Source organism: Superficieibacter sp. (assembly GCF_032071645.1).
Taxonomy (GTDB): Bacteria; Pseudomonadota; Gammaproteobacteria; order Enterobacterales; family Enterobacteriaceae; genus Superficieibacter.
On sequence record NZ_DAMAPU010000002.1, the window covers coordinates 22,624 to 42,945 of the forward strand.

General features: G+C 57.8%; 22 protein-coding genes. 18 read left to right on the top strand and 4 right to left on the bottom strand.

What is annotated here, in order from left to right:
- Nucleotides 1–25: 25 nt before the first annotated feature.
- The 11 genes from RT197_RS04360 (at nt 26) to RT197_RS04410 (ending at nt 11,587) form a co-directional block, all read left to right on the top strand.
- Entirely contained in the window at nt 26–1,027 is a 1,002-nt protein-coding gene (locus RT197_RS04360; RefSeq protein ID WP_312947646.1) for a glycine betaine ABC transporter substrate-binding protein, read from the top strand.
- Nucleotides 1,024–1,797 carry an ABC transporter permease gene (locus RT197_RS04365; RefSeq protein ID WP_312947650.1) on the top strand — a complete coding sequence of 258 codons (774 nt, stop codon included), beginning with the start codon at nt 1,024–1,026 and terminating at the stop codon, nt 1,795–1,797. The genes RT197_RS04360 and RT197_RS04365 overlap by 4 nt, the downstream gene beginning before the upstream one ends.
- Nucleotides 1,794–2,573, top strand: a complete 780-nt coding sequence (locus tag RT197_RS04370; RefSeq protein ID WP_312947652.1) for an ABC transporter ATP-binding protein — start codon at nt 1,794–1,796, stop codon at nt 2,571–2,573. Before RT197_RS04365 ends, RT197_RS04370 begins: the two co-directional genes overlap by 4 nt.
- Nucleotides 2,574–2,627: 54 nt before the next feature.
- Nucleotides 2,628–3,845: a M20 family metallopeptidase gene (locus RT197_RS04375; RefSeq protein WP_312947655.1), complete on the top strand. Its 1,218-nt coding sequence runs from the start codon at nt 2,628–2,630 to the stop codon at nt 3,843–3,845.
- A gap of 23 nt (nt 3,846–3,868) precedes the next feature.
- Nucleotides 3,869–5,431: an ABC transporter substrate-binding protein gene (locus tag RT197_RS04380; protein WP_312947658.1), complete on the top strand. Its 1,563-nt coding sequence runs from the start codon at nt 3,869–3,871 to the stop codon at nt 5,429–5,431.
- A 9-nt stretch (nt 5,432–5,440) separates the two neighbouring features.
- Nucleotides 5,441–6,400 (top strand): ABC transporter permease, encoded by a 960-nt coding sequence (locus tag RT197_RS04385; RefSeq protein ID WP_312947661.1) that lies wholly within the window; start codon nt 5,441–5,443, stop codon nt 6,398–6,400.
- Nucleotides 6,400–7,257 carry an ABC transporter permease gene (locus RT197_RS04390; protein WP_312947664.1) on the top strand — a complete coding sequence of 286 codons (858 nt, stop codon included), beginning with the start codon at nt 6,400–6,402 and terminating at the stop codon, nt 7,255–7,257. Before RT197_RS04385 ends, RT197_RS04390 begins: the two co-directional genes overlap by 1 nt.
- Nucleotides 7,250–8,239 (top strand): ABC transporter ATP-binding protein, encoded by a 990-nt coding sequence (locus tag RT197_RS04395; RefSeq protein ID WP_312947667.1) that lies wholly within the window; start codon nt 7,250–7,252, stop codon nt 8,237–8,239. The genes RT197_RS04390 and RT197_RS04395 overlap by 8 nt, the downstream gene beginning before the upstream one ends.
- Complete coding sequence (locus RT197_RS04400; protein ID WP_312947670.1) at nt 8,236–9,036, top strand: ABC transporter ATP-binding protein; 801 nt, start codon at nt 8,236–8,238, stop codon at nt 9,034–9,036. The genes RT197_RS04395 and RT197_RS04400 overlap by 4 nt, the downstream gene beginning before the upstream one ends.
- Nucleotides 9,037–9,122: 86 nt before the next feature.
- Entirely contained in the window at nt 9,123–9,854 is a 732-nt protein-coding gene (rlmB, locus tag RT197_RS04405; RefSeq protein WP_312947672.1) for a 23S rRNA (guanosine(2251)-2'-O)-methyltransferase RlmB, read from the top strand.
- 110 nt (nt 9,855–9,964) lie between these two features.
- Nucleotides 9,965–11,587: an isovaleryl-CoA dehydrogenase gene (locus RT197_RS04410; protein ID WP_312947674.1), complete on the top strand. Its 1,623-nt coding sequence runs from the start codon at nt 9,965–9,967 to the stop codon at nt 11,585–11,587.
- A 271-nt stretch (nt 11,588–11,858) separates the two neighbouring features.
- Here RT197_RS04410 and yjfN read toward each other — a convergent pair whose 3' ends face one another.
- The gene (yjfN, locus tag RT197_RS04415; RefSeq protein WP_312947676.1) at nt 11,859–12,134 is read right to left on the bottom strand and encodes a DUF1471 family protease activator YjfN; all 276 of its coding nucleotides are present in this window, start codon (nt 12,132–12,134) and stop codon (nt 11,859–11,861) included.
- A 142-nt stretch (nt 12,135–12,276) separates the two neighbouring features.
- Nucleotides 12,277–12,588 (bottom strand): biofilm peroxide resistance protein BsmA, encoded by a 312-nt coding sequence (gene bsmA / locus RT197_RS04420; protein WP_312947679.1) that lies wholly within the window; start codon nt 12,586–12,588, stop codon nt 12,277–12,279.
- A 206-nt stretch (nt 12,589–12,794) separates the two neighbouring features.
- Between bsmA and yjfP the strand changes: the two genes are divergently transcribed.
- Nucleotides 12,795–13,508 carry an esterase gene (gene yjfP / locus RT197_RS04425; RefSeq protein WP_312947682.1) on the top strand — a complete coding sequence of 238 codons (714 nt, stop codon included), beginning with the start codon at nt 12,795–12,797 and terminating at the stop codon, nt 13,506–13,508.
- Here the strand turns inward: yjfP and ulaR are convergent.
- Both ulaR and ulaG read right to left on the bottom strand, forming a co-directional pair.
- Nucleotides 13,505–14,260 (bottom strand): HTH-type transcriptional regulator UlaR, encoded by a 756-nt coding sequence (gene ulaR, locus RT197_RS04430; RefSeq protein WP_312947685.1) that lies wholly within the window; start codon nt 14,258–14,260, stop codon nt 13,505–13,507. The two genes, yjfP and ulaR, sit on opposite strands and share 4 nt — an antisense overlap.
- A 107-nt stretch (nt 14,261–14,367) precedes the next feature.
- Complete coding sequence (ulaG, locus tag RT197_RS04435) at nt 14,368–15,432, bottom strand: L-ascorbate 6-phosphate lactonase (RefSeq protein ID WP_312947688.1); 1,065 nt, start codon at nt 15,430–15,432, stop codon at nt 14,368–14,370.
- 359 nt (nt 15,433–15,791) lie between these two features.
- On the opposite strand from ulaG, the gene ulaA reads away from it, so the two are divergent.
- The 6 genes from ulaA to RT197_RS04465 are packed head-to-tail and all read left to right on the top strand — an operon-like array spanning nt 15,792 to nt 20,199.
- A complete protein-coding gene (gene ulaA / locus RT197_RS04440) occupies nt 15,792–17,192 on the top strand; it encodes a PTS ascorbate transporter subunit IIC (protein ID WP_312947691.1) in 1,401 nt (466 codons plus the stop codon).
- Nucleotides 17,193–17,203: 11 nt separating this feature from the next.
- Complete coding sequence (ulaB, locus tag RT197_RS04445) at nt 17,204–17,509, top strand: PTS ascorbate transporter subunit IIB (protein WP_312947693.1); 306 nt, start codon at nt 17,204–17,206, stop codon at nt 17,507–17,509.
- A 9-nt stretch (nt 17,510–17,518) separates the two neighbouring features.
- Nucleotides 17,519–17,986, top strand: coding sequence for a PTS ascorbate transporter subunit IIA (ulaC, locus tag RT197_RS04450; RefSeq protein ID WP_312947696.1), 468 nt, complete (start codon nt 17,519–17,521; stop codon nt 17,984–17,986).
- A 12-nt stretch (nt 17,987–17,998) separates the two neighbouring features.
- On the top strand, nt 17,999–18,649 hold the full coding sequence (ulaD, locus tag RT197_RS04455) for a 3-keto-L-gulonate-6-phosphate decarboxylase UlaD (protein WP_312947699.1): 651 nt from the start codon (nt 17,999–18,001) through the stop codon (nt 18,647–18,649).
- 9 nt (nt 18,650–18,658) lie between these two features.
- On the top strand, nt 18,659–19,513 hold the full coding sequence (locus RT197_RS04460; RefSeq protein ID WP_312947702.1) for an L-ribulose-5-phosphate 3-epimerase: 855 nt from the start codon (nt 18,659–18,661) through the stop codon (nt 19,511–19,513).
- Entirely contained in the window at nt 19,513–20,199 is a 687-nt protein-coding gene (locus RT197_RS04465) for an L-ribulose-5-phosphate 4-epimerase (protein WP_312947705.1), read from the top strand. The genes RT197_RS04460 and RT197_RS04465 overlap by 1 nt, the downstream gene beginning before the upstream one ends.
- Nucleotides 20,200–20,322 lie beyond the last annotated feature (123 nt).

The following is a 20,322-nucleotide window of genomic DNA, read 5'->3' on the forward strand; positions in this document are numbered from 1 at the left end:
TTAAATACATCTCAAAGGATAAAAAATGAAAAAAAGTCTCTGCTTATTACTCGCAGCGGGTGGTTTATGGGCTAATGCCAGCATCGCGCAAACTCCGCCGGAAGTTCGGGTGGCCTATAGCGGCGGCTCGCAGGTATTAATGCTGGCGAAAGCCGATGGCTCGCTGGATAAAGCGCTTAACAGCAAAGTGAAATGGGTGCAATTTGCATCCGGTGCGGACGCATTAAGTTATTTTGCCAGCAACGCGATTGATATTGCGAATTTCGGCTCCAGCCCGGCGACCGCCGGTATTGTGCGTAAATTGCCGGTAGAAATTATTGGTGTCTCCGGGGTGATTGCCAGCTACGAACGTTTAATTGGCAAAGAAGGCATCAGCAATATTAAGGATATTGAAGGCAAACGCGTGGCTTATCCGCCTAATTCCACCGCGCAATATGCGCTGGAAGCGGCGATTAGCGTGAATAAACTCGACCGCAGCAAAATCACGCTGCTGCCGCTGCGCCCGGCGGAAATGGTAGCTGCCTGGAAACGCGGCGATATTGACGCGGGCTACGTCTGGGCACCGTTTGCCCAGGAACTGGAGTCATCCGGCGGTCATCAGGTCTTTGCAACCAAAGATCTGCAAAAAGAGGGCTACCTGATTTACAACAACTACGTGGTGCGCAAAGCCTTTGCCGAGCAGTACCCGGAAACGGTGAGCGCGTTCCTGCGTATCCACCAGCAAAAAGTGGATGAATTCAAAAAAGATCCTGAGCGCGCGGCGGCCATTGTCGCGAAAGAAGTTGGCGCGCCGGTCACTACCGCCGCGAACACGCTGGGTGGACTGGAATATCCGACGTTGAGCGAGCAGGGCACCGCCGCCTGGCTGGGTAACGGCACGCAAACCAGCGAAAGCGGGATCGGTAAGGCGCTGACCAAAACCTCCAACTTCCTTGCCGGAATTGGTGAGATCCGCAAGCGTGACATTCCGGCGAACTGGGATGCCGCCATCAACTCGCGCTATATCCGGGAAGCAGCAGCAAAATGAGATTACGTCAGCACGTCGCTATCAGCGTGGTGTCGGTAGCGATCTTTTTTAGCCTCTGGCAGTTAGTGACCACCCGCCAGTGGGTGGACCCGTTACTGCTGCCGTCGCTGACGGATATCGGTTTAACCGCTGAGGAGCTGCTGGCGGACGGTTATCGCCAGGTGCCGCTGTGGGAGCATATCGCGGTCAGCCTGGCGCGTGCGTTAAGCGCGTTCTCGGCGGCGATTGTTATCGGCATCCCGCTGGGGCTGCTGATGGGTATGTCTGACGGCCTGTCCGCCGTCCTCAATCCCTTCGTGCAGTTCCTGCGCCCGCTGCCGAAAATCGCCCTGATCCCGCTGGCGGTAGTCTGGCTGGGCATTGGCGAAGCGTCGAAGTTCTTCCTGATCTTCATCGCCACCTTTTTAAGCGTGGTGGTGGGTGCCAGCGCGGCGGTTGAGCGCATCGGTCGCTCGCGCATTCGGGTAGCACAGACGCTGGGCGCAACGCGGCGGCAGATTTTTCTGCGCGTGGTGCTCCCGGACGCGCTGCCGGAACTGTTCACCACCGTCAGATTATCGATTGGCATCGGCTGGACTTCGCTGATCGCCGCTGAAATGGTGGCCGCCAGCTCCGGGCTGGGCTGGATGGTGATTAACGCCAGTTCTTATCTGCGTACCGATATTGTCATGCTTGGCATTCTGCTGCTCGGCGGCATTGGTTATTTACTGGATTTACTACTTCTGGGGCTACAACGGCTGTTTGTACCCTGGGCGGGGAAAGAGTCATGACAACGCAAATTGCGCTGGAAAACGTGTCGCTAACCTTTGCGGCAAAACCGCAGCCGCTAAACGTGCTGGAGGATGTCTCCCTGTCTCTGACGAAGGGAGAATTTGTGGTGCTGCTGGGGCCATCGGGCTGCGGCAAATCCACCATTCTGAACCTGGTCGCCGGGTTTACGCGCCCGGACAGCGGTCAGGTGCTGGCGGGCGGCAAGCCGGTCCAGCGACCGGGGCCGAAGCGGGGGATGATCTTCCAGCAGCCGAATTTATTCCCCTGGCTGTCGGTGCTCGATAACGTCACCTTCGGCCCGCGTCTGGGGCGTTACAGTAAAGACGAGGTTAACGCCAGAGCGCTGGACTGGCTGGAGCGGGTGGGGCTGAAAGGCTTTGAACACCATGCGCCGTGGCAGCTCTCCGGCGGCATGAAGCAGCGCGTGGCGCTGGCGCGCGCCTGGCTACCCGGCCCGGAAGTGCTGCTGCTGGACGAACCGTTCGGTGCGCTGGATGCGCAGACCCGCCTGATGATGCAGGAACTGCTGTACAACGCGTGGCTTGAAACCGATACCACGCTGCTGTTCGTCACGCATGACGTGGACGAAGCGCTGTTCCTCGCCGACCGCATACTGATCATGTCGGCGCGTCCGGGAAAAATCGTCGAAGAGATCGTCCTGCCGTTTGGTCGCCAGCGCGACATCGAAACTTTTGCGGAGCATCCGCGCTACGGCGAGATCAAGCATCACGTCCTGCACCGCGTGCGCCAGGAGGCGAAGCGTCATCTGAGTTAATCCGTTATTCCCGGCGTCGGGAATGCATAACCGTCATAACGTGAGGTGGAAGCAATGAGCACAAGCGAATTACGAGACCGTCTGGAACAGAGTATTCATCAGCACCGCGACGACTATATTGCGATATCGAAAGATATTCATGCGCACCCGGAAACCGGCAATAACGAATACTACGCCAATGACGTCTTAACAACGCTGCTGAAAAAGCACGGCTTTACGGTGACCTCCAACGTTGCCGGGCATGAGACGGCCTTTTACGCGGTCAAAGAGAGCGCGAAGCCGGGGCCGACCGTGGCATATCTGGCGGAATATGACGCGCTGATCGACATCGGCCACGCCTGCGGACACAACATCATCGGCGTCACCAGCATCGCGGCGGCCATTGCGGTCAGCGAAACGCTGAACGACACCGGCGGCAAAGTGGTGGTGCTCGGCACGCCTGCTGAAGAAGGCGGACTGCGCGGCAAAGGCGGCATCAACGGCAACGTTAAGGCGCGTTTTGTGGAGCATGGCTATCTGGATGAGGTTGACGTCGCCCTGATGGTGCATCCGTCCGGCAAAACCCGCCTCACCGGACCGTCGCTGGCCAATAACCATCTCTACTTCCATTTCTACGGCAAACCGTCCCACGCGGGTAGCTCGCCGCACAAAGGCGTGAACGCGCTGGATGCGCTGGTGCTGCTGTACAACGGCATCAGCGTTCTGCGCCAGCAGCTTCCTGACGGCGTGCGGGTCCACGGCATCATTACCAACGGCGGTCAGGCACCAAACGTGATCCCTGAATACGCCTCCGGGCATTTTTATATTCGCGCCGCTACCCGTGAGCAGGTCATTGAACTGGAGCCACGCATTCGCGCCATCGCCGAAGGTGCCGCGCTGGCGACCGGCACCACGGTCAAAATTGAGCATCAGGTTGGCCCGCGCGATTTTCGCATTAATCACGCGCTCAACGCGGTGCTGCTGGAGGAATTTACCGCCGCCGGGGAAAACGTGGAACTGAAAGAAAAAGAAGGGCTGGGATCGACCGACGCGGGCGACATCAGCCACGCGGTGCCCACCGCCCATCCTTACATCAAAATCGGCCCTGACGATCTGATTGGTCACACCGTTGCGTTCCGCGAAGCCGCCAACTCTGCCAAAGGCTACGAGGCGCTTATCACCGGCGCGCAGGTGCTGGCGCGTACCGGGCTGCGTCTGCTGACCGACCCCGCGCTGTTGCAGGACGTGAAAGACGAGTTCGCCGGGCGTAAAACGTCCACCCAGGCTGCGTAACCCCTGACCGGAGCAAGATTATAATGAAAATGCTGTTTTCTGCCGCCGCGCTGATGCTGGCGGCGGCTTTACCCTGGGAACCCGCGCAGGCGGCGAGCGTGGATCGCAATGCGACGCTGAACATTGCCTATGGTAATCGTCCCGGTACGCTGGACCCGTATCTCACCACTAACAACGCCACGTCGGATGTGGACCGGCATATTTTCGAAACCCTGTTCACCATCAACGACAAATTTGAGCCGGTGCCGGAACTGGTCCAGAGCTACACCCTAAGCGACGACCGTAAAACCTACACTTTTGTGCTGCGCGACGGCATTCACTTCCATGACGGGCAGTTGCTGACCGCCGATGACGTGGTTGCCTCCATGAATCGCTGGCTGGCGACCTCAACCCAGGGCAAAGCGAATCTGCCGGGGGTGCAGTTTATCAAGGTGGACGATAAAACCGTCAGCCTGACGCTGCCCGCGCCGTCGTTAATCACGCTCAACGTGCTGGCGGATGTGAAAAACATCGCCGCCATTATGCCGAAACGGATCGTCGACGCGGCGAACAGCAGCAAAAAACCGGTCACCGAGCTGATCGGCACCGGCCCTTACAAGCTGGCGGAGTTTAAACAGGGCGATTACCTGCATCTGACCCGCTACGATCAATACGTTTCGCGCAGCGAACCGGCAAGCGGTCTTTCCGGGCAGAAAAAGGCGGACGTGAAAGATATCTGGTTCCGCTATATCACCGATGAATCCACCCGCCTGGCGGGCGCGATGACCGGTGAGTACGATCTCGTTTTCCAGTTGCCGAAAGACAACATTGAAACCCTGCAAAGCGCGCCGGATATCTCGCTCTTCCAGCCGCAGAGCGGCGGCTCGCTGATTACCTACCTGTTCAACAAACATCAGGGACCGTTTGCCAACGTCAAGCTGCGCCAGGCGTTTAATCTCGCGCTGGACGTGCATCAGACCCTGCTGGCGGGCTACAGCGATCCGCGTTTCTTTAAAGAAGATCCGTCGCTGGGCTTCCCGGATCAGGTGGACTGGTACAGCGAAGCGGGCAAGCCGTACTGGAATCAACATAAGCTGGATGAGGCGCGCAAGCTGGTGCAGGAATCCGGCTATAAGGGCGAAGAAGTGGTGATCATCGCCACAAAAGAGTACGCCGAACTGTATAACCTGGCGATTGTCGCCCAGCAGGTGCTTAAGCAGATTGGGGTGAAATCGCGGCTTGACGTTTACGACTGGCCAACCGTGCTCCAGCGTCGTCAGGATCCGAAAAACTTCGATCTCTGCGCGCTGGAATTCTCCATGCGTCAGGTGCTGCATCAGTATCCGTTCCTCGACTCGCGCGCGAAGTTTCCCGGCCTGAGCAATAGCCCGGAAATTGACGCCACGCTTGACGCGATTAAACAATCGCCGTCGCTGAAAGAGACGAAAGGGCTGGTCGATAAACTGAACGTCCAGCTCTGGCAGTACCTGCCGGTGATCGTGCTGGGCCGTACCACGCCGGACGCGGTGGCCGTCAAAAATAACGTCAAAGGGTATCAGGATCTGATCGGTCCGGTGCTGTGGAACGTTAGCGTCAGTCAGCCCTGATCGGAGAAAATGATGAGAGGGTTTTTACTTCAGCGTCTGCTGGCTCTGCTTCCGGTGCTGCTGGTGGTCTCGGTGGTGGTCTTCTGCCTGGTGCATCTGGCACCGGGCGATCCGGTGCTGGTGATCCTCGGCAACGACGCCAGTCCCGGCGACATCGCCGCGCTGCGTCAGCAAATGGGGCTGGATAAACCCATCATGGTGCAGTTTCTCCACTGGTTTACAGCGGTCCTGCGGGGCGATCTCGGGCACTCGCTGTTCCTTAATGACAGCGTGATGGGTCTGTTTCTGCAACACCTGACGCCGACTCTGGCGCTGGCGTTTTACGCGCAGCTTATTGCGCTGACGCTGGGGCTGGCGGGCGGGGTGATCGGGGCCTGGCAGCACGGCAGGCTGGCGGACCGGGCGATCCGCGCGCTGGCGACGCTCGGCATGTCGGTGCCGGGTTTTCTGCTGGGTCTGGTGCTGATTTTCGTCTTCGCGGTTCAGCTCCGCTGGTTTCCGGTGGTGGGCTACCGCTCCACCAACAACGATCTGCTGCTTAACCTCTGGTATCTCACGCTGCCTGCCATCGCCCTGGGTTTTCGCATTGCGGCGCTGATTGCGCGCATGACGCGGGCGGTGATGCTGGACGTCTTACAGGAAAACTTCATCAATACCGCGCGCGCCAAAGGGGTGCCGGAACGGGTAGTGCTGCTGCGCCACACCCTGAAAAACGCGCTGATCCCGATCCTCACGATCTGCGGTGAATCCTTCGCCGGGCTGGTGACGGGCACCATTGTGATCGAAAGCGTGTTTGGCATTCCCGGCGTTGGATCGCTGATTGTGGATTCGATCGAGCGGCGCGACGTCACGGTGATCCAGGGCGTGGTGCTGATGATCACCGTCTGCTATGTGTTGATCAATCTGGCGGTGGATCTGCTTAGCTACTTTGCCGATCCGCGCCTGTCCGTTGAGGGAGCGGAAAACTAATGTCCTCACGCAATCATGCTCTGCTGATTTGGCCAATCCTGCTGGCGACGATCGTGGTGCTGTCTTTTTTCGCCAGCGCCATCAGTTCCTGGGATCCGTATGACATCGATCCGCTAAGCCGCCTGAAGCCACCCAACGCCGCGCACTGGTTCGGCACCGATAACTTCGGGCGCGATCTCTTTGTGCGCGTGGCGCTGGCGGTCCGGGTATCGCTGTCGGTTGGTGCGGCGGTCGCGGTTATTTCCGGCGCGGTCGGGATGGCCGTTGGCCTGCTGTGCGCCTGGTATCGTCCGCTGGATCGCATCCTGATGCGCGTCTGCGACGGCCTGTTTGCTTTTCCTTCGCTGCTGCTGGCGATTGCTATCGTCGGCGTGCTGGGGCCGAAAATCTCAAACGTGGTGCTGGCGCTGTCGCTGGTGTATGTACCCTGTATCGCGCGGGTAGTGCGCGGCGCGGCAATGGTGGTCAAAGAGAAAAATTTTATCGAAGCGCTACGGGCGCAGGGCGCGTCCGCCTCGCGCATCATCTGGCTGCATCTGCTGCCAAACGTAATCTCACCGTTTATCGTCCAGGTGAGCTGGGTCTTTTCGGTGGCGATCCTGACCGAAGCGGCGCTGAGTTTTCTCGGCTCCGGGGTGCCTGCGCCGATGCCAAGCCTGGGGAATCTGCTGCTGGAAGGAAAAGCGGTGATTTTTACCGCCTGGTGGATGACCTTCTTTCCCGGCATCGCCATTGTGCTGCTGATCCTTGCACTCAATATTATCGGCGACGATCTGCGCGACAGCGCCGATCCGGGGCTGAAACCGCTGCCGCGCCGCATTCTGCGCCGCCTGAAACGAGGAGATCAGCATGGCTGAGGCGCTATTACAGGTAAACAATTTGCGGGTCAATTTTGCCACCCGGCGCGGCGTGGTGGCACCGGTACGCGGCATTTCGTTTCAGGTTAACGCGCATGAAACGCTGGGGATTATTGGTGAATCCGGCTGCGGAAAAAGCGTCACCGCCCAGGCGCTGATGGGGCTACTTTCACCGCGCACCAGCCGGGTGGAAGGTGCGATCACCCTCGGCGGACGGGCGCTGCATTCGCTTTCGGGTAAGGCCCGCAGGCGGCTAAGCGGGCAGGAAATGGCGATGATCTTCCAGGACCCGCTCTCCAGTCTCAACCCGGTGCTGACCGTCGGATTTCAAATCGATGAAAGCCTGCGCCTGCATACATCACTTAATCGCGCCGCGCGGCGGGAGAAGATCCTCGCGCTACTCGGTCAGGTGGGGATCACCGATCCTGAACGCTGCGCCAGCGCCTGGCCGCACGAGCTTTCCGGCGGGATGCGCCAGCGGGTTATGATCGCGATGGCGATCTCCGGATCGCCCGCCCTGCTGATCGCCGATGAGCCGACCACCGCGCTGGATGCCACAATCCAGGCGCAAATCCTCGATCTGCTGGATGAGATCAAGCGTCAGACCGGCATGGGGATCGTATTTATTACCCACGATCTTAGCGTGGTGGCCCGGTTGTGCCAGCGTGTGGTGGTTCTGTATGCCGGGCAGGTGGTTGAAGAAACCGACGTGCAGACGCTGTTTGCCGATCCGCGCCATCCCTACACCCGCGCGTTGCTCGCCGCCCGTCCGTCGGCGGACAGCCAGCCAAAAACTGCGCTGCGGGAAATTCCGGGTCAGGTGCCTTCGCTGCATACACCGCTTACCGGCTGCGCGTTTGCGGACCGTTGCCCGCTGGCGCAGTCGCGCTGCCGGGCGCAGGTGCCTGCGCTGCGATCTTACGAAACCGCATCGCACCAGGTTCGCTGCTGGCGGGCCGATGAAACAGGAGCACTGCTATGAATGCGCCGCTGTTATCCGTGCGTCATCTGTCGAAAACCTTCCAGCGCCGTGGTCATAAAGTGGTGGCGGTCGATGACGTCAGCTTTACGCTTCAGGCGGGAGAAACCTGGGCGCTGGTGGGCGAGTCGGGAAGCGGGAAAAGCACGACCGGACGCACCCTGCTCGGCCTGACGCCCGCTACCGGCGGCGAAGTGCTATTTAACGGCGTTTCGCTCTTCCAGCAGAGCGCCGCGCAGTGGCGGTCGGTGCGCAAAGATATCCAGATGATTTTTCAGGACCCGCTCTCATCACTCGACCCGAAGCGCTCCATTGGCTACAGTCTCGAAGAGCCGCTGATCATTCACGGCATTAAAAACCGCCAGCGCGCGGTGGCGGAGATGCTGACTCAGGTCGGCCTCAATGCCGAAGATGCCAGGCGTTATCCACATGAATTTTCTGGCGGCCAGCGCCAGCGCATCGGCATCGCCCGGGCGCTGATCCTCCGCCCGAAGCTTATTGTCTGCGATGAGCCTGTATCGGCACTGGATGTCTCCATTCAGTCACAAATTCTCAACCTGCTGATGAACCTCCAGCGTGAATACGGGCTGGCCTATTTGTTTATCTCTCACGATTTAAACGTGGTGCGCCATATTGCCGATAAAGTCGGCGTCATGCAGCACGGGAAAATCGTTGAGCAGGGTGAGAGCGAACAGATTTTCGCCCGGCCCGCACATCCGTATACCCGCTATCTGCTGGAGGCCATCCTGCCTGCCCATCCGCCCGGCATGGACGCGCGGCGCATCGCCGTCAACGGTTAGGGAGTCGACCTGCGGGCTGTGTCGGTTATAATGGGCGAGTAAAAACCCTATAACCCGGCGCATCCCGCCTAAAACGAGTACCTTTAATGAGTGAAATGATCTACGGCATCCACGCGGTGCAGGCACTGCTGGAGCGCGCACCGGAGCGTTTTCAGGAAGTTTTTATTCTGAAAGGACGTGAAGACAAACGTCTGCTGCCGCTTATTCATGCGCTGGAAGCCCAGGGCGTGGTGATCCAACTGGCGAATCGTCAGTATCTGGATGAAAAAAGCGAAGGCGCGGTGCATCAGGGGATCATTGCGCGCGTTAAGCCGGGACGACAGTACCAGGAGAACGATCTGCCGGATTTGATCGCCTCCCTCGACCAGCCTTTCTTTCTGATCCTCGACGGCGTAACCGATCCGCACAACCTCGGTGCCTGCCTGCGCAGCGCCGATGCAGCGGGCGTCCATGCGGTGATTGTCCCGCGTGACCGCTCCGCCCAGCTTAACGCCACGGCGAAAAAAGTCGCCTGCGGCGCGGCGGAAAACGTACCGCTGATCCGCGTGACCAATCTGGCGCGCACGATGCGTCTTTTGCAGGAGGAGAATATCTGGATCGTCGGCACCGCAGGCGAAGCGGATCACACGTTGTTCCAGAGCAAAATGACCGGCCCGCTGGCGCTGGTGATGGGCGCAGAAGGCGAAGGTATGCGCCGTCTGACCCGCGAGCACTGCGACGAACTGATCAGCATTCCGATGGCGGGCAGCGTTTCGTCTCTTAACGTCTCGGTGGCAACCGGCATTTGCCTGTTTGAAGCGGTACGTCAGCGCGGTTAACCCTGTCGCCTCTCGCCACGGCGAGGGGCGATTTCTGTGACCGCTCTCCCACGCCTTCCTCCTGCCGCTGTCCATAATTACCTCCATCGTAATCGCAGGAGGACGACACCATGCCGTGGCAAACGCATACCGTTTTCAATCAACCGCTTCCGCTTAATAACAGCAATCTCTTTCTTTCCGACACCGCGCTGCGTGAAGCGGTGAGCCGGGAAGGTGCCGCCTGGGACAGCGACTTGCTCGCCAGTATCGGGCAGCAGCTTGGCACCGCTGAATCGCTGGAGCTGGGGCGGCTGGCAAACCAGAACCCGCCGGAGCTTCTGCGCTACGATCAGACCGGCGCGCGGCTGGACGACGTGCGTTTTCATCCCGCCTGGCACATCCTGATGCAGGGGCTGTGCGCGAATCGGGTTCATAATCTGCCGTGGAGCGCCCAGGCGCGGCCCGGCGCATTCGTTGCGCGAGCGGCGCGTTTTATACTTCATGCCCAGGTGGAAGCCGGTACGCTTTGCCCGGTAACGATGACCTTCGCCGCTACGCCGCTGCTGCAACAGGCGCTGCCACCGCTGTTTGACGCGTGGCGCGCGCCGCTGGAAAGCGATCGCTACGATCCGCATATGCAGCCGGGAGATCAAAAGCGCGGGCTGCTGATCGGCATGGGAATGACCGAAAAGCAGGGCGGTTCCGACGTGCTGAGCAATACCACGCGGGCGGAGCGGCTGGCGGATGGATCGTACCGGCTGGTGGGGCATAAATGGTTTTTTTCGGTGCCGCAAAGCGATGCCCACCTGGTGCTGGCGCAGGCGCAGGGCGGGATCTCCTGCTTCTTCGTGCCGCGCTTTTTGCCCGACGGGCAGCGCAACGCCATTCGCCTGGAGCGGCTGAAAGATAAACTCGGCAATCGCTCGAATGCCAGCAGCGAAGCAGAATTTCAGGATGCGGTGGGCTGGTTACTGGGGGAAGAGGGCGATGGCGTGCGGCAAATCCTGAAAATGGGTGGCCTGACGCGCTTCGACTGCGCGCTGGGCAGCCACGGGCTGATGCGCCGCGCGCTTTCGGTGGCGCTTTATCATGCGCATCAGCGGCAGGCGTTCGGGAAAAACCTGATCGACCAGCCGATGATGCGCGAAGTATTAAGCCGCATGGCGCTTCAGCTTGAAGGCCAGATCGCGCTGCTGTTTCGCCTGGCGCGGGCCTGGGACGGTCGCACCCGCCCGGATGACGCGCTGTGGGCGCGGCTGTTTACTCCCGCTGCCAAGTTCAGCGTCTGCAAAGCGGGCATTCCTTTTGTGGCGGAGGCGATGGAGGTGCTGGGCGGCATTGGCTACTGTGAAGACAGCGAACTGCCTCGCCTGTACCGCGAAATGCCCGTCAACAGTATCTGGGAAGGCTCCGGCAATGTGATGTGCCTTGATGTGCTGCGGGTGCTGGCGAAACAGCCGGACGCGGTGGCGCTGCTGGAAGCAGAATGCGCGGCGGTCAAAGGGCAGGATCGGCATTTTGACCGCGCCTGGCGGCAGCTTCAGCAGCGCCTGCGCAGGCCGCTGGAGGCGCAGGGGCGCGACATTACCCGGCAGGTGTTTCTGCTCGGTGTGGGCGCGCAGCTATTGCGCCACGCGTCGCCGCCCGTTGCCCAGGCCTGGTGCCAGATGATGCTGGATACGCGCGGCGGCGTGCCGCTCAGCGAACAGGTGCAAAACGATTTGCTATTGCGGGCGACGGGCGGGGCGCTTTAAGGATACCGCAGGGCATTAAACTGCGCCTGGCTGCCCTGAAATACGTTGAGGTCGCCCGGTCGATGTTTTTTTGATGATGGGAAATATCAATGCCCTGTACGAGCCATTGCTGACGGGAGGGATAATTAAGCCGTAGCCAGCCCTGATAAAACGCGGCTTTTATAATAAAGGCGAAGGCCAGCGCCAGCAAAATGAATATCAGGCCGCGTCCGTAGCGAGGCATATTTACGTATTTCCATAACGATTTTTTGCCTGTATACGCCTGAAACTATCAGGCGTAAAGGATCGCCTGTACTTGCCAGTTGTCCGGGTCCTGCTCTTCATTCATTTGAATAATACGATACCAGGAAGCGCCCTGTTCATCGGCTTTTAACGCCACGACGCGCTCGACGTCCTGCAGATTGCCGGAAATATTATTCACGGAAATAAGACCGATTTCATTCAGTCCGGTGACGCAATCTGCGCTGGCGAACTCCGCCGACTGCGCGGTGGTGTTTGCCATTGCGCCGGAAAACATTAATGAGGGTAAAGCAAAAGTTCGTTTCATTATTCATTCACTCCATTTCACAAGACCCCAACGTTAAGCGAAGCGCTCCGTCGCTGGTGTCGATCCTTCAATTCACGATTGACAACATTGTGTACGGAAATTTGTGTATGGACGCAAAGCAATGTAAAGGTTGATAAAATTCTTATTTACGGTAAAGAATCGCCTGTGAATACCATTGTGCCGGAAATACGGTGTCATCAATCATAACGATGACGTAGTAATCCGCTTTTGCCGCAACCGCTTTCGCTTTTATTGCTTCTTCTGCATCCATCGGCGAGCCATAAATCATGACGCTGACCGTGTCCATTCGCTGTAAATCTTTAGTCTGATTGCGCTGGATCTCCTGCGGATAGCTGGCGACCGGCGGCGGGGCTTTCGGGGTTCCTTCAAGCACGCTACAACCGCCCAGCAATACAATCAGTATTAATGGCACGAAACGGCGCATAATCGTCATAACTCGTCTCCTGATAACGCTAGTGTAGTGGCATTCGGGACGCTATTTAGGGGAATGTTCCCAATTTGTTAGCTCAGCCGCTATTTTCGAATGAAAATTTTTAAAAAACGTAAGCCACTTCTCACTATTGCCGTACAGACGTTTATTGTGATTGCTTATACAGCACTGCACCGCGTGGCATACCCAAGTATAAGAGGAGATAACCCATGATTGAACTTGACGTCCAGATTCTCGCAAATAATGAAATTATCCACGCTTTCCCGGCCGGAAAAGGCGCACAGCCGTTGCCCTGCATCGTGTTTTATCATGGCTTTAGTTCATCGAAGCTGGTGTACAGCTATTTTGCCGTTGCGCTGGCCCAGGCGGGTTTTCGGGTGGTGATGCCGGACGCCAGCGAGCACGGCGCGCGGTATAACGGCGATGAACAAACCAGAATGGGCCATTTCTGGCAGATATTGCAGCAAAACTTCCATGAATTTAGCGCATTGCGTGAGGCGATTTTCCAGCAGGGCTGGGTGGACGGACAGCGGCTGGCGGTGGCGGGTGCGTCGATGGGCGGCATGACGGCGCTGGGGCTGATGACCCGGTACCCGGACATCTCCTGCGTCGCCAGCCTGATGGGTTCCGGCTATTTTACGCAGCTTTCCCGCACGCTGTTTCCTGCCCGGGAGCCACAGCCATCGCTGGCGCGCTGGGATGTGACGCAGCAACTGGCAACGCTGGCTGACCGTCCACTGATGCTCTGGCACGGCGAAGAGGACGACGTGGTTCCGGCTGCCGGGACGCGGCGTTTACAGCAGGCGCTGGGGGAGGCGCAGTTGGATCGCCACCTCACCTGCCACTGGCAGGCGGGCGTGCGTCACCGCATTACGCCAGAAGCGCTGGCCTGGACGGTGGATTTTTTCCGCCAGCATCTTTAAACGCGGGTAATGGTGACGCCCTGATCTTCCAGCTTTTTCAGAATTTCCGGGTCGGCGTTTTTACCGGTGATCACCCGGTCGATCTGCGCGGCCTGGCTGAACAGCATTCCCGCGCGTTCACCGACTTTGCTGCTGTCGACCAGTACCACCAGCTTGCCGACGACGTTAAGCATTTTTTGCTCCGCCATCGCGGTCAGCATATCGGTTTTGTACAGCCCTTCGGAAGTCAGCCCCTTGCCGCTGGTGAACATCCAGTGTCCGGCATAGAGGCTGTTTTCGTTATCCTGCGGGCTAAGCGTAATCGAGTGGCTCTTGTTGTACTGACCGCCCATGATAATCACGCTCTCGTGTTCCTGGTCGATCAGGTAGTTTGCCAGCGGCAGATAGTTGGTGATGATCTGCACCGGTTTACCGCACATTTCGCGCCCCAATAAAAATGCCGTCGAGCCGCAGTTAATCACCACGCTTTCGCCCGGATTCACCAGCTGCGATGCGGCTCTGGCAATACGCACTTTTTCATCATGATTTTGCGCCTGATGAATATTCATCGGCGACCAGCGCGGGCGCTGCTGGCTGATGGCCTCGGCACCGTTACGCACTTTCTTTAACTTGCCGCCTTCATCCAGTTTATTGATGTCGCGGCGAGCGGTGGCCGGAGAGATCCCCAGCCTGGCGATAACCTGATCTACCGTCACAAAACCTGATTGCGCGAGCTGATCTAACAGAATTTGATGTCTTTGCGCTTCCGTCATGAGCGATTCCGATTATTTATGATGGGGAAAGATAATATTTGAAATGACCTGGAATTGCTAAAGATAAGTGTTTACGAGGACGCCGGATGGCGTCCTCGTAACAGGGATCACAGGAAGGATTTGAACGGTAAATCAGGCTCAATGGTAAAGCAGTCGTCAAAGCCGCGCGGATAGTGATATTCAAAATTATCTTTATCCAGCGGCCAGGTGAATTTGCCGCCGACCTGCCAGATAAAGGGTTTGAATCCGTACTTCAGGCGATCTTTTTTCATCTCCCACAGCACGCGCAGTTCCTGCGGATCGGCCTGGAAGTTCGACCAGATATCATGATGGAACGGGATCACCACTTTCGCGTTCAGCGCTTCCGCCATGCGCAGCATATCGACGCTGGTCATTTTGTCGGTGATGCCGCGCGGGTTTTCACCGTAGGAGCCGAGCGCGACGTCGATATGGTGATCGTTGCCGTGCTTCGCATAGTAATTGGAGTAGTGGGAATCGCCGCTGTGATACAGGGTGCCGCCCGGCGTTTTGAACAGGTAGTTCACCGCGCGCTGATCCATGCCGTCCGGCAGGACGCCCGCCGCGCTTTGATCGGCGGGCAGGGTGATTAACGCTGTGCGGTCAAAGGCGTCCAGCGCGTGAATTTCAACGTCTTTGACTTTCACCACGTCGCCCGGTTTGACCACAATGCAGCGCTCTTTCGGTACGCCCCAGCCGATCCACAGATCCACGCAGGTTTGCGGGCCAATAAACGGCACGTCGTCCGCGCAGTTTTGCATGACGGCGGCGGCAACGTTGACGTCGATATGATCGTTATGATCGTGGGTGGACAGCACCGCGTCGATCTGGCGAATGGCGAACGGATCGAGTACGAAAGGGGTGGTGCGCAGGTTCGGCTGAAGCTTCTGCACGCCCGCCATGCGCTGCATCTGATGGCCTTTTTTCATCAGCGGGTTGCCGTGACTCTGCTTGCCAGTGCCACACCAGAAGTCTACGCAGAGATTCGCGCCGCCTTCGGATTTCAGCCAGATGCCGGTACAACCGAGCCACCACATGGCAAAAGTTCCCGGCGCGACCTGCTCCTGTTCAATCTCTTCATTCAGCCAGCTACCCCATTCCGGGAAAGTGCTGAGGATCCATGATTCACGGGTAATGGTTGTCACTTTACTCATTGTACCGCTCCTGTAGCGTTCAGATTAAATCATTAAATGATTACTTTTGATTTATGTTGTCACCAACGAATCATCATTGCAACGGGAAAATTGCCTTTTTCATGCTATTAGAAAAAAGTGATTTTGCCGCTATCTGAGCTATTTTTAAGCATTTTTGTAATAAATTTGTATTTAATATTTTGATTGTAAAGGGGTTTTATTGCCAGCGATGTAAGCCTTACACCCGGAGGGGAAATAAATTGCGGGATTCGTCACAAATAATCAAACGCAATCTTTTTGTGATTACTTTTGATTGCTAGAGTGGCAGCACACTATGCATCGGCTCTGAATAGCCGTGCCTGCACTTTCTGGAGAGCGTTATGGATATCCTCTACAACATCTTTACCGTGTTTTTCCAACAGGTGATGACCAACGCACCGTTGTTGCTCGGTATTGTTACCTGTCTTGGTTACATCCTGCTGCGTAAAAGCGTCAGCGTGATCATCAAGGGCACGATCAAAACCATTATCGGTTTTATGCTTTTACAGGCGGGTTCGGGAATTCTGACCGGCACCTTTAAGCCTGTAGTTGAAAAAATGTCTGAAGTTTACGGCATCAACGGCGCGATCTCTGATACCTACGCCTCCATGATGGCGACCATTGAACGCATGGCGGACGCTTACAGCTGGGTGGGATATGCGGTGCTGTTAGCGCTGGCGCTGAACATCTGTTACGTGCTGCTGCGCCGGATCACCGGCATCCGTACCATCATGCTTACCGGGCATATCATGTTCCAGCAGGCCGGGCTGATTGCGGTGTTCTTCTATATCGCCGGGTATTCGATGTGGACCACCATCATTTGCACCGCCGTGCTGGTGTCGCTGTACTGGGGGATCACCTCCAACATGATGTACAAGCCGACCCAGGAAGTGACCGACGGCTGCGGTTTCTCCATCGGCCATCAGCAGCAGTTTGCTTCCTGGCTGGCTTACAAACTTGCGCCGTTCCTCGGTAAAAAAGAAGAAAGCGTTGAAGAGCTGAAGCTTCCCGGCTGGCTGAATATTTTCCACGACAATATCGTCTCGACGGCCATTGTGATGACCATCTTCTTTGGCGCGATCCTCCTCTCCTTCGGGCTGGACGTGGTGCAGGCGATGGCGGGCAAAACCCACTGGACGATCTACATCCTGCAAACCGGCTTCCAGTTTGCGGTCGCCATTTTCATCATCACCCAGGGCGTGCGGATGTTCGTGGCTGAACTGTCCGAAGCGTTCAACGGCATTTCCCAGCGCCTTATCCCCGGCGCGGTACTGGCGATTGACTGTGCGGCGATTTACAGCTTCGCGCCAAACGCGGTGGTCTGGGGCTTTATGTGGGGCACTATCGGCCAGTTGATTGCGGTTGGCATCCTGGTCGGCTGTGGTTCTTCCATCCTTATCATCCCCGGCTTTATCCCGATGTTCTTCTCCAACGCCACCATCGGTGTGTTCGCTAACCACTTCGGTGGCTGGCGCGCGGCGCTGAAAATCTGTCTGGTGATGGGGATGATCGAGATCTTCGGCTGCGTCTGGGCGGTGAAACTTACCGGCATGAGCGCCTGGATGGGCATGGCAGACTGGTCGATTCTGGCACCGCCGATGATGCAGGGCTTTGTCTCCTTCGGCATTGCATTTATGGCCGTCATCATCGCAATAGCACTGGCTTATATGGTCTTCGCGGGACGCGCGCTGCGCGCTGAAGAAGACGCAGAAAAACAACCGGCAGAGATTTCTGCTCAATAAGGAGTTTGATTATGACCGTACGTATTCTGGCTGTATGTGGCAACGGGCAGGGAAGTTCCATGATCATGAAGATGAAAGTGGACCAGTTTCTGACCCAGTCGAATATTGACCACACGGTGAACAGCTGCGCGGTAGGCGAGTACAAAAGTGAACTGGGCGGCGCGGACATTATCATCGCCTCGACCCATATCGCCGGTGAAATTACCGTCTCCGGCAACAAATACGTGGTGGGCGTGCGCAACATGCTGTCGCCTGCGGATTTTGGCCCGAAACTGCTGGAAGTGATCAAAGAACATTTCCCGCAGGACGTGAAGTAAGGGCGGCCTGTGAAATTACGAGATTCTCTTGCAGACAATAATTCCATCCTGCTACAGGCAGAGGCCAGCAACTGGCAGGAAGCGGTCAAACTGGGCGTCGATTTGCTGGTGAAGGCCGACGTGGTGGAGCCGCGCTACTACCAGGCCATTCTGGATGGCGTCGCGCAGCACGGCCCGTATTTTGTTATCGCGCCGGGGCTGGCAATGCCGCACGGTCGCCCGGAAGAGGGCGTCAAACGCACCGGTTTTTCGCTGGTCACGCTGAAAACGCCGCTGGTGTTTAACCATGAAGATAACGACCCGGTCGATATTCTGATCACCATGGCGGCCGTGGATGCCAACACCCATCAGGAAGTGGGCATCATGCAGATCGTCAACCTGTTTGAAGACGAAGAAAACTTTGACCGTATTCGCGCCTGCCGTACCGCGCAGGAAGTTCTTGATTTAATTGACCGCACCAGTGCGGCTGCCGTTTAAGAGGAAATCATTATGTCATTACCGATGTTACAGGTTGCGCTGGACAACCAGACGATGGACAGCGCCTACGCCACGACCCGCCTGATTGCGGAAGAGGTGGATATTATTGAAGTCGGCACCATCCTTTGCGTTGGCGAAGGCGTGCGTGCGGTACGCGATCTGAAAGCGCTCTATCCGCATAAAATCGTGCTGGCGGACGCGAAAATTGCCGACGCCGGGAAAATCCTCTCCCGCATGTGTTTTGAAGCCAACGCCGACTGGGTGACGGTGATCTGCTGTGCGGATATCAACACCGCTAAAGGCGCGCTGGATGTCGCGAAAGAGTTTAACGGCGACGTGCAGATCGAACTGACCGGTTTCTGGACCTGGGAGCAGGCGCAGGAATGGCGCAACGCGGGCATTCAGCAGGTGGTGTATCACCGCAGCCGTGACGCGCAGGCGGCGGGCGTGGCGTGGGGTGACGCCGATATCAGCGCCATTAAACGGCTGGCTGAAATGGGCTTCAAAGTCACCGTCACCGGCGGGCTGGCGCTGGAAGATCTGCCGCTGTTTAAAGGCATTCCGATCCACGTCTTTATTGCCGGTCGCAGCATTCGCGACGCCGCCTCCCCGGTAGAAGCCGCGCGTCAGTTCAAACGCTCAATCGCCCAGCTTTGGGGCTAAGGAGCGGTTATGCTGTCGAAACAGATCCCGCTCGGCATTTACGAAAAAGCGCTCCCCGCCGGGGAGTGCTGGCTGGAACGCCTGCGGCTGGCAAAAGAACTGGGCTTTGATTTTGTCGAAATGTCCGTTGATGAAACCGACGCCCGACTGGCGCGCCTCGACTGGAGCCGCGAGCAGCGCCTGGCGCTGGTGAACGCGGTCGCTGAAACCGGCGTGCGCGTGCCGTCGATGTGTCTTTCTGCGCATCGCCGCTTCCCGCTCGGCAGCGAAGATAACGCCGTTCGCGCCCAGGGGCTGGAGATCATGCGGAAAGCCATCCGCTTTGCGCAGGATGTTGGCATCCGCGTGATCCAGCTTGCCGGGTACGACGTCTATTATCAGCAGGCCACGGACGAAACGCGCCGTCGTTTCCGCGACGGGCTGAAGGAAAGCGTGGAGATGGCCAGCCGGGCGCAGGTCACGCTGGCGATGGAAATCATGGACTATCCGTTGATGAACTCTATCAGCAAAGCGCTGGGCTACGCGCACTATCTGAATAACCCGTGGTTCCAGCTTTACCCGGACATCGGCAACCTGTCGGCGTGGGACAACGACGTCCAGATGGAGCTTCAGGCGGGCATCGGGCATATCGTGGCGGTGCATATAAAAGACACCAAACCTGGCGTGTTTAAAAACGTGCCGTTTGGCGACGGAGTGGTGGATTTCGAACGCTGCTTCGAAACGCTCAGACAGAGTGGCTATTGCGGGCCGTACCTGATTGAGATGTGGAGCGAAACGTCCGACGACCCGGCGCGGGAAGTGGCGAAAGCGCGTGACTGGGTGAAAGCGCGGATGGCCCGCGCGGGTCTGGTGGAGGCCGCCTGATGCAAAAGCTGAAACAGCAGGTTTTTGCCGCCAATATGGATTTGCCGCGCTACGGGCTGGTGACTTTCACCTGGGGCAACGTCAGCGGCATTGACCGTGAACGCGGGCTGGTGGTGATTAAGCCCAGCGGCGTGGCCTATGAAACCATGCAGGCGGACGATATGGTGGTGGTGGATCTGTGCGGTAAGGTGGTTGAAGGGCACTACCGTCCTTCCTCCGATACCGCCACGCATCTTGAACTCTACGGTCGCTACCCGTCGCTCGGCGGCGTGGTGCATACCCACTCGACTCACGCCACGGCCTGGGCGCAGGCGGGGCTGTCCATCCCGGCGCTGGGAACTACCCACGCGGATTACTTCTTCGGTGATATTCCCTGTACGCGGGCGTTACGTGAAGACGAAGTGCAGGGCGAGTACGAACTCAACACCGGCAAAGTGATTGTCGAAACGCTGGGCGACAGCGAGCCGCTGCACACGCCGGGCATTGTGGTTTATCAGCACGGCCCGTTTGCCTGGGGTAAAGACGCGCATGATGCCGTCCATAACGCCGTAGTGATGGAAGAAGTCGCACGGATGGCGTGGATGGCGCGCGGAATTAATCCGCAGCTGAAGCCCATCGACGGTTATCTGATGAACAAGCATTTTATGCGTAAGCATGGTCCAAACGCCTATTACGGGCAGAAGTAATTAAGCGCCCCGGAATTGTTAACATTCGCGGAATGTAACTGGTCCACTTCCGGGGCGTTTCCCACGCCGGATAATTATTCAGGTAATCGCCTTGTCTTTGTCCGGGGACGCTTGTATTATGAC

What these genes read in the sequence shown, in the direction of transcription:
- RT197_RS04360 (WP_312947646.1), top strand. Translation starts at nt 26, where the DNA reads ATGAAAAAAAGTCTCTGCTTATTACTCGCAGCGGGTGGTTTATGGGCT.
- RT197_RS04365 (WP_312947650.1), top strand. Translation starts at nt 1,024, where the DNA reads ATGAGATTACGTCAGCACGTCGCTATCAGCGTGGTGTCGGTAGCGATC.
- RT197_RS04370 (WP_312947652.1), top strand. Translation starts at nt 1,794, where the DNA reads ATGACAACGCAAATTGCGCTGGAAAACGTGTCGCTAACCTTTGCGGCA.
- RT197_RS04375 (WP_312947655.1), top strand. Translation starts at nt 2,628, where the DNA reads ATGAGCACAAGCGAATTACGAGACCGTCTGGAACAGAGTATTCATCAG.
- RT197_RS04380 (WP_312947658.1), top strand. Translation starts at nt 3,869, where the DNA reads ATGAAAATGCTGTTTTCTGCCGCCGCGCTGATGCTGGCGGCGGCTTTA.
- RT197_RS04385 (WP_312947661.1), top strand. Translation starts at nt 5,441, where the DNA reads ATGATGAGAGGGTTTTTACTTCAGCGTCTGCTGGCTCTGCTTCCGGTG.
- RT197_RS04390 (WP_312947664.1), top strand. Translation starts at nt 6,400, where the DNA reads ATGTCCTCACGCAATCATGCTCTGCTGATTTGGCCAATCCTGCTGGCG.
- RT197_RS04395 (WP_312947667.1), top strand. Translation starts at nt 7,250, where the DNA reads ATGGCTGAGGCGCTATTACAGGTAAACAATTTGCGGGTCAATTTTGCC.
- RT197_RS04400 (WP_312947670.1), top strand. Translation starts at nt 8,236, where the DNA reads ATGAATGCGCCGCTGTTATCCGTGCGTCATCTGTCGAAAACCTTCCAG.
- rlmB (WP_312947672.1), top strand. Translation starts at nt 9,123, where the DNA reads ATGAGTGAAATGATCTACGGCATCCACGCGGTGCAGGCACTGCTGGAG.
- RT197_RS04410 (WP_312947674.1), top strand. Translation starts at nt 9,965, where the DNA reads ATGCCGTGGCAAACGCATACCGTTTTCAATCAACCGCTTCCGCTTAAT.
- yjfN (WP_312947676.1), bottom strand. Translation starts at nt 12,134, where the DNA reads ATGAAACGAACTTTTGCTTTACCCTCATTAATGTTTTCCGGCGCAATG.
- bsmA (WP_312947679.1), bottom strand. Translation starts at nt 12,588, where the DNA reads ATGACGATTATGCGCCGTTTCGTGCCATTAATACTGATTGTATTGCTG.
- yjfP (WP_312947682.1), top strand. Translation starts at nt 12,795, where the DNA reads ATGATTGAACTTGACGTCCAGATTCTCGCAAATAATGAAATTATCCAC.
- ulaR (WP_312947685.1), bottom strand. Translation starts at nt 14,260, where the DNA reads ATGACGGAAGCGCAAAGACATCAAATTCTGTTAGATCAGCTCGCGCAA.
- ulaG (WP_312947688.1), bottom strand. Translation starts at nt 15,432, where the DNA reads ATGAGTAAAGTGACAACCATTACCCGTGAATCATGGATCCTCAGCACT.
- ulaA (WP_312947691.1), top strand. Translation starts at nt 15,792, where the DNA reads ATGGATATCCTCTACAACATCTTTACCGTGTTTTTCCAACAGGTGATG.
- ulaB (WP_312947693.1), top strand. Translation starts at nt 17,204, where the DNA reads ATGACCGTACGTATTCTGGCTGTATGTGGCAACGGGCAGGGAAGTTCC.
- ulaD (WP_312947699.1), top strand. Translation starts at nt 17,999, where the DNA reads ATGTCATTACCGATGTTACAGGTTGCGCTGGACAACCAGACGATGGAC.
- RT197_RS04460 (WP_312947702.1), top strand. Translation starts at nt 18,659, where the DNA reads ATGCTGTCGAAACAGATCCCGCTCGGCATTTACGAAAAAGCGCTCCCC.
- RT197_RS04465 (WP_312947705.1), top strand. Translation starts at nt 19,513, where the DNA reads ATGCAAAAGCTGAAACAGCAGGTTTTTGCCGCCAATATGGATTTGCCG.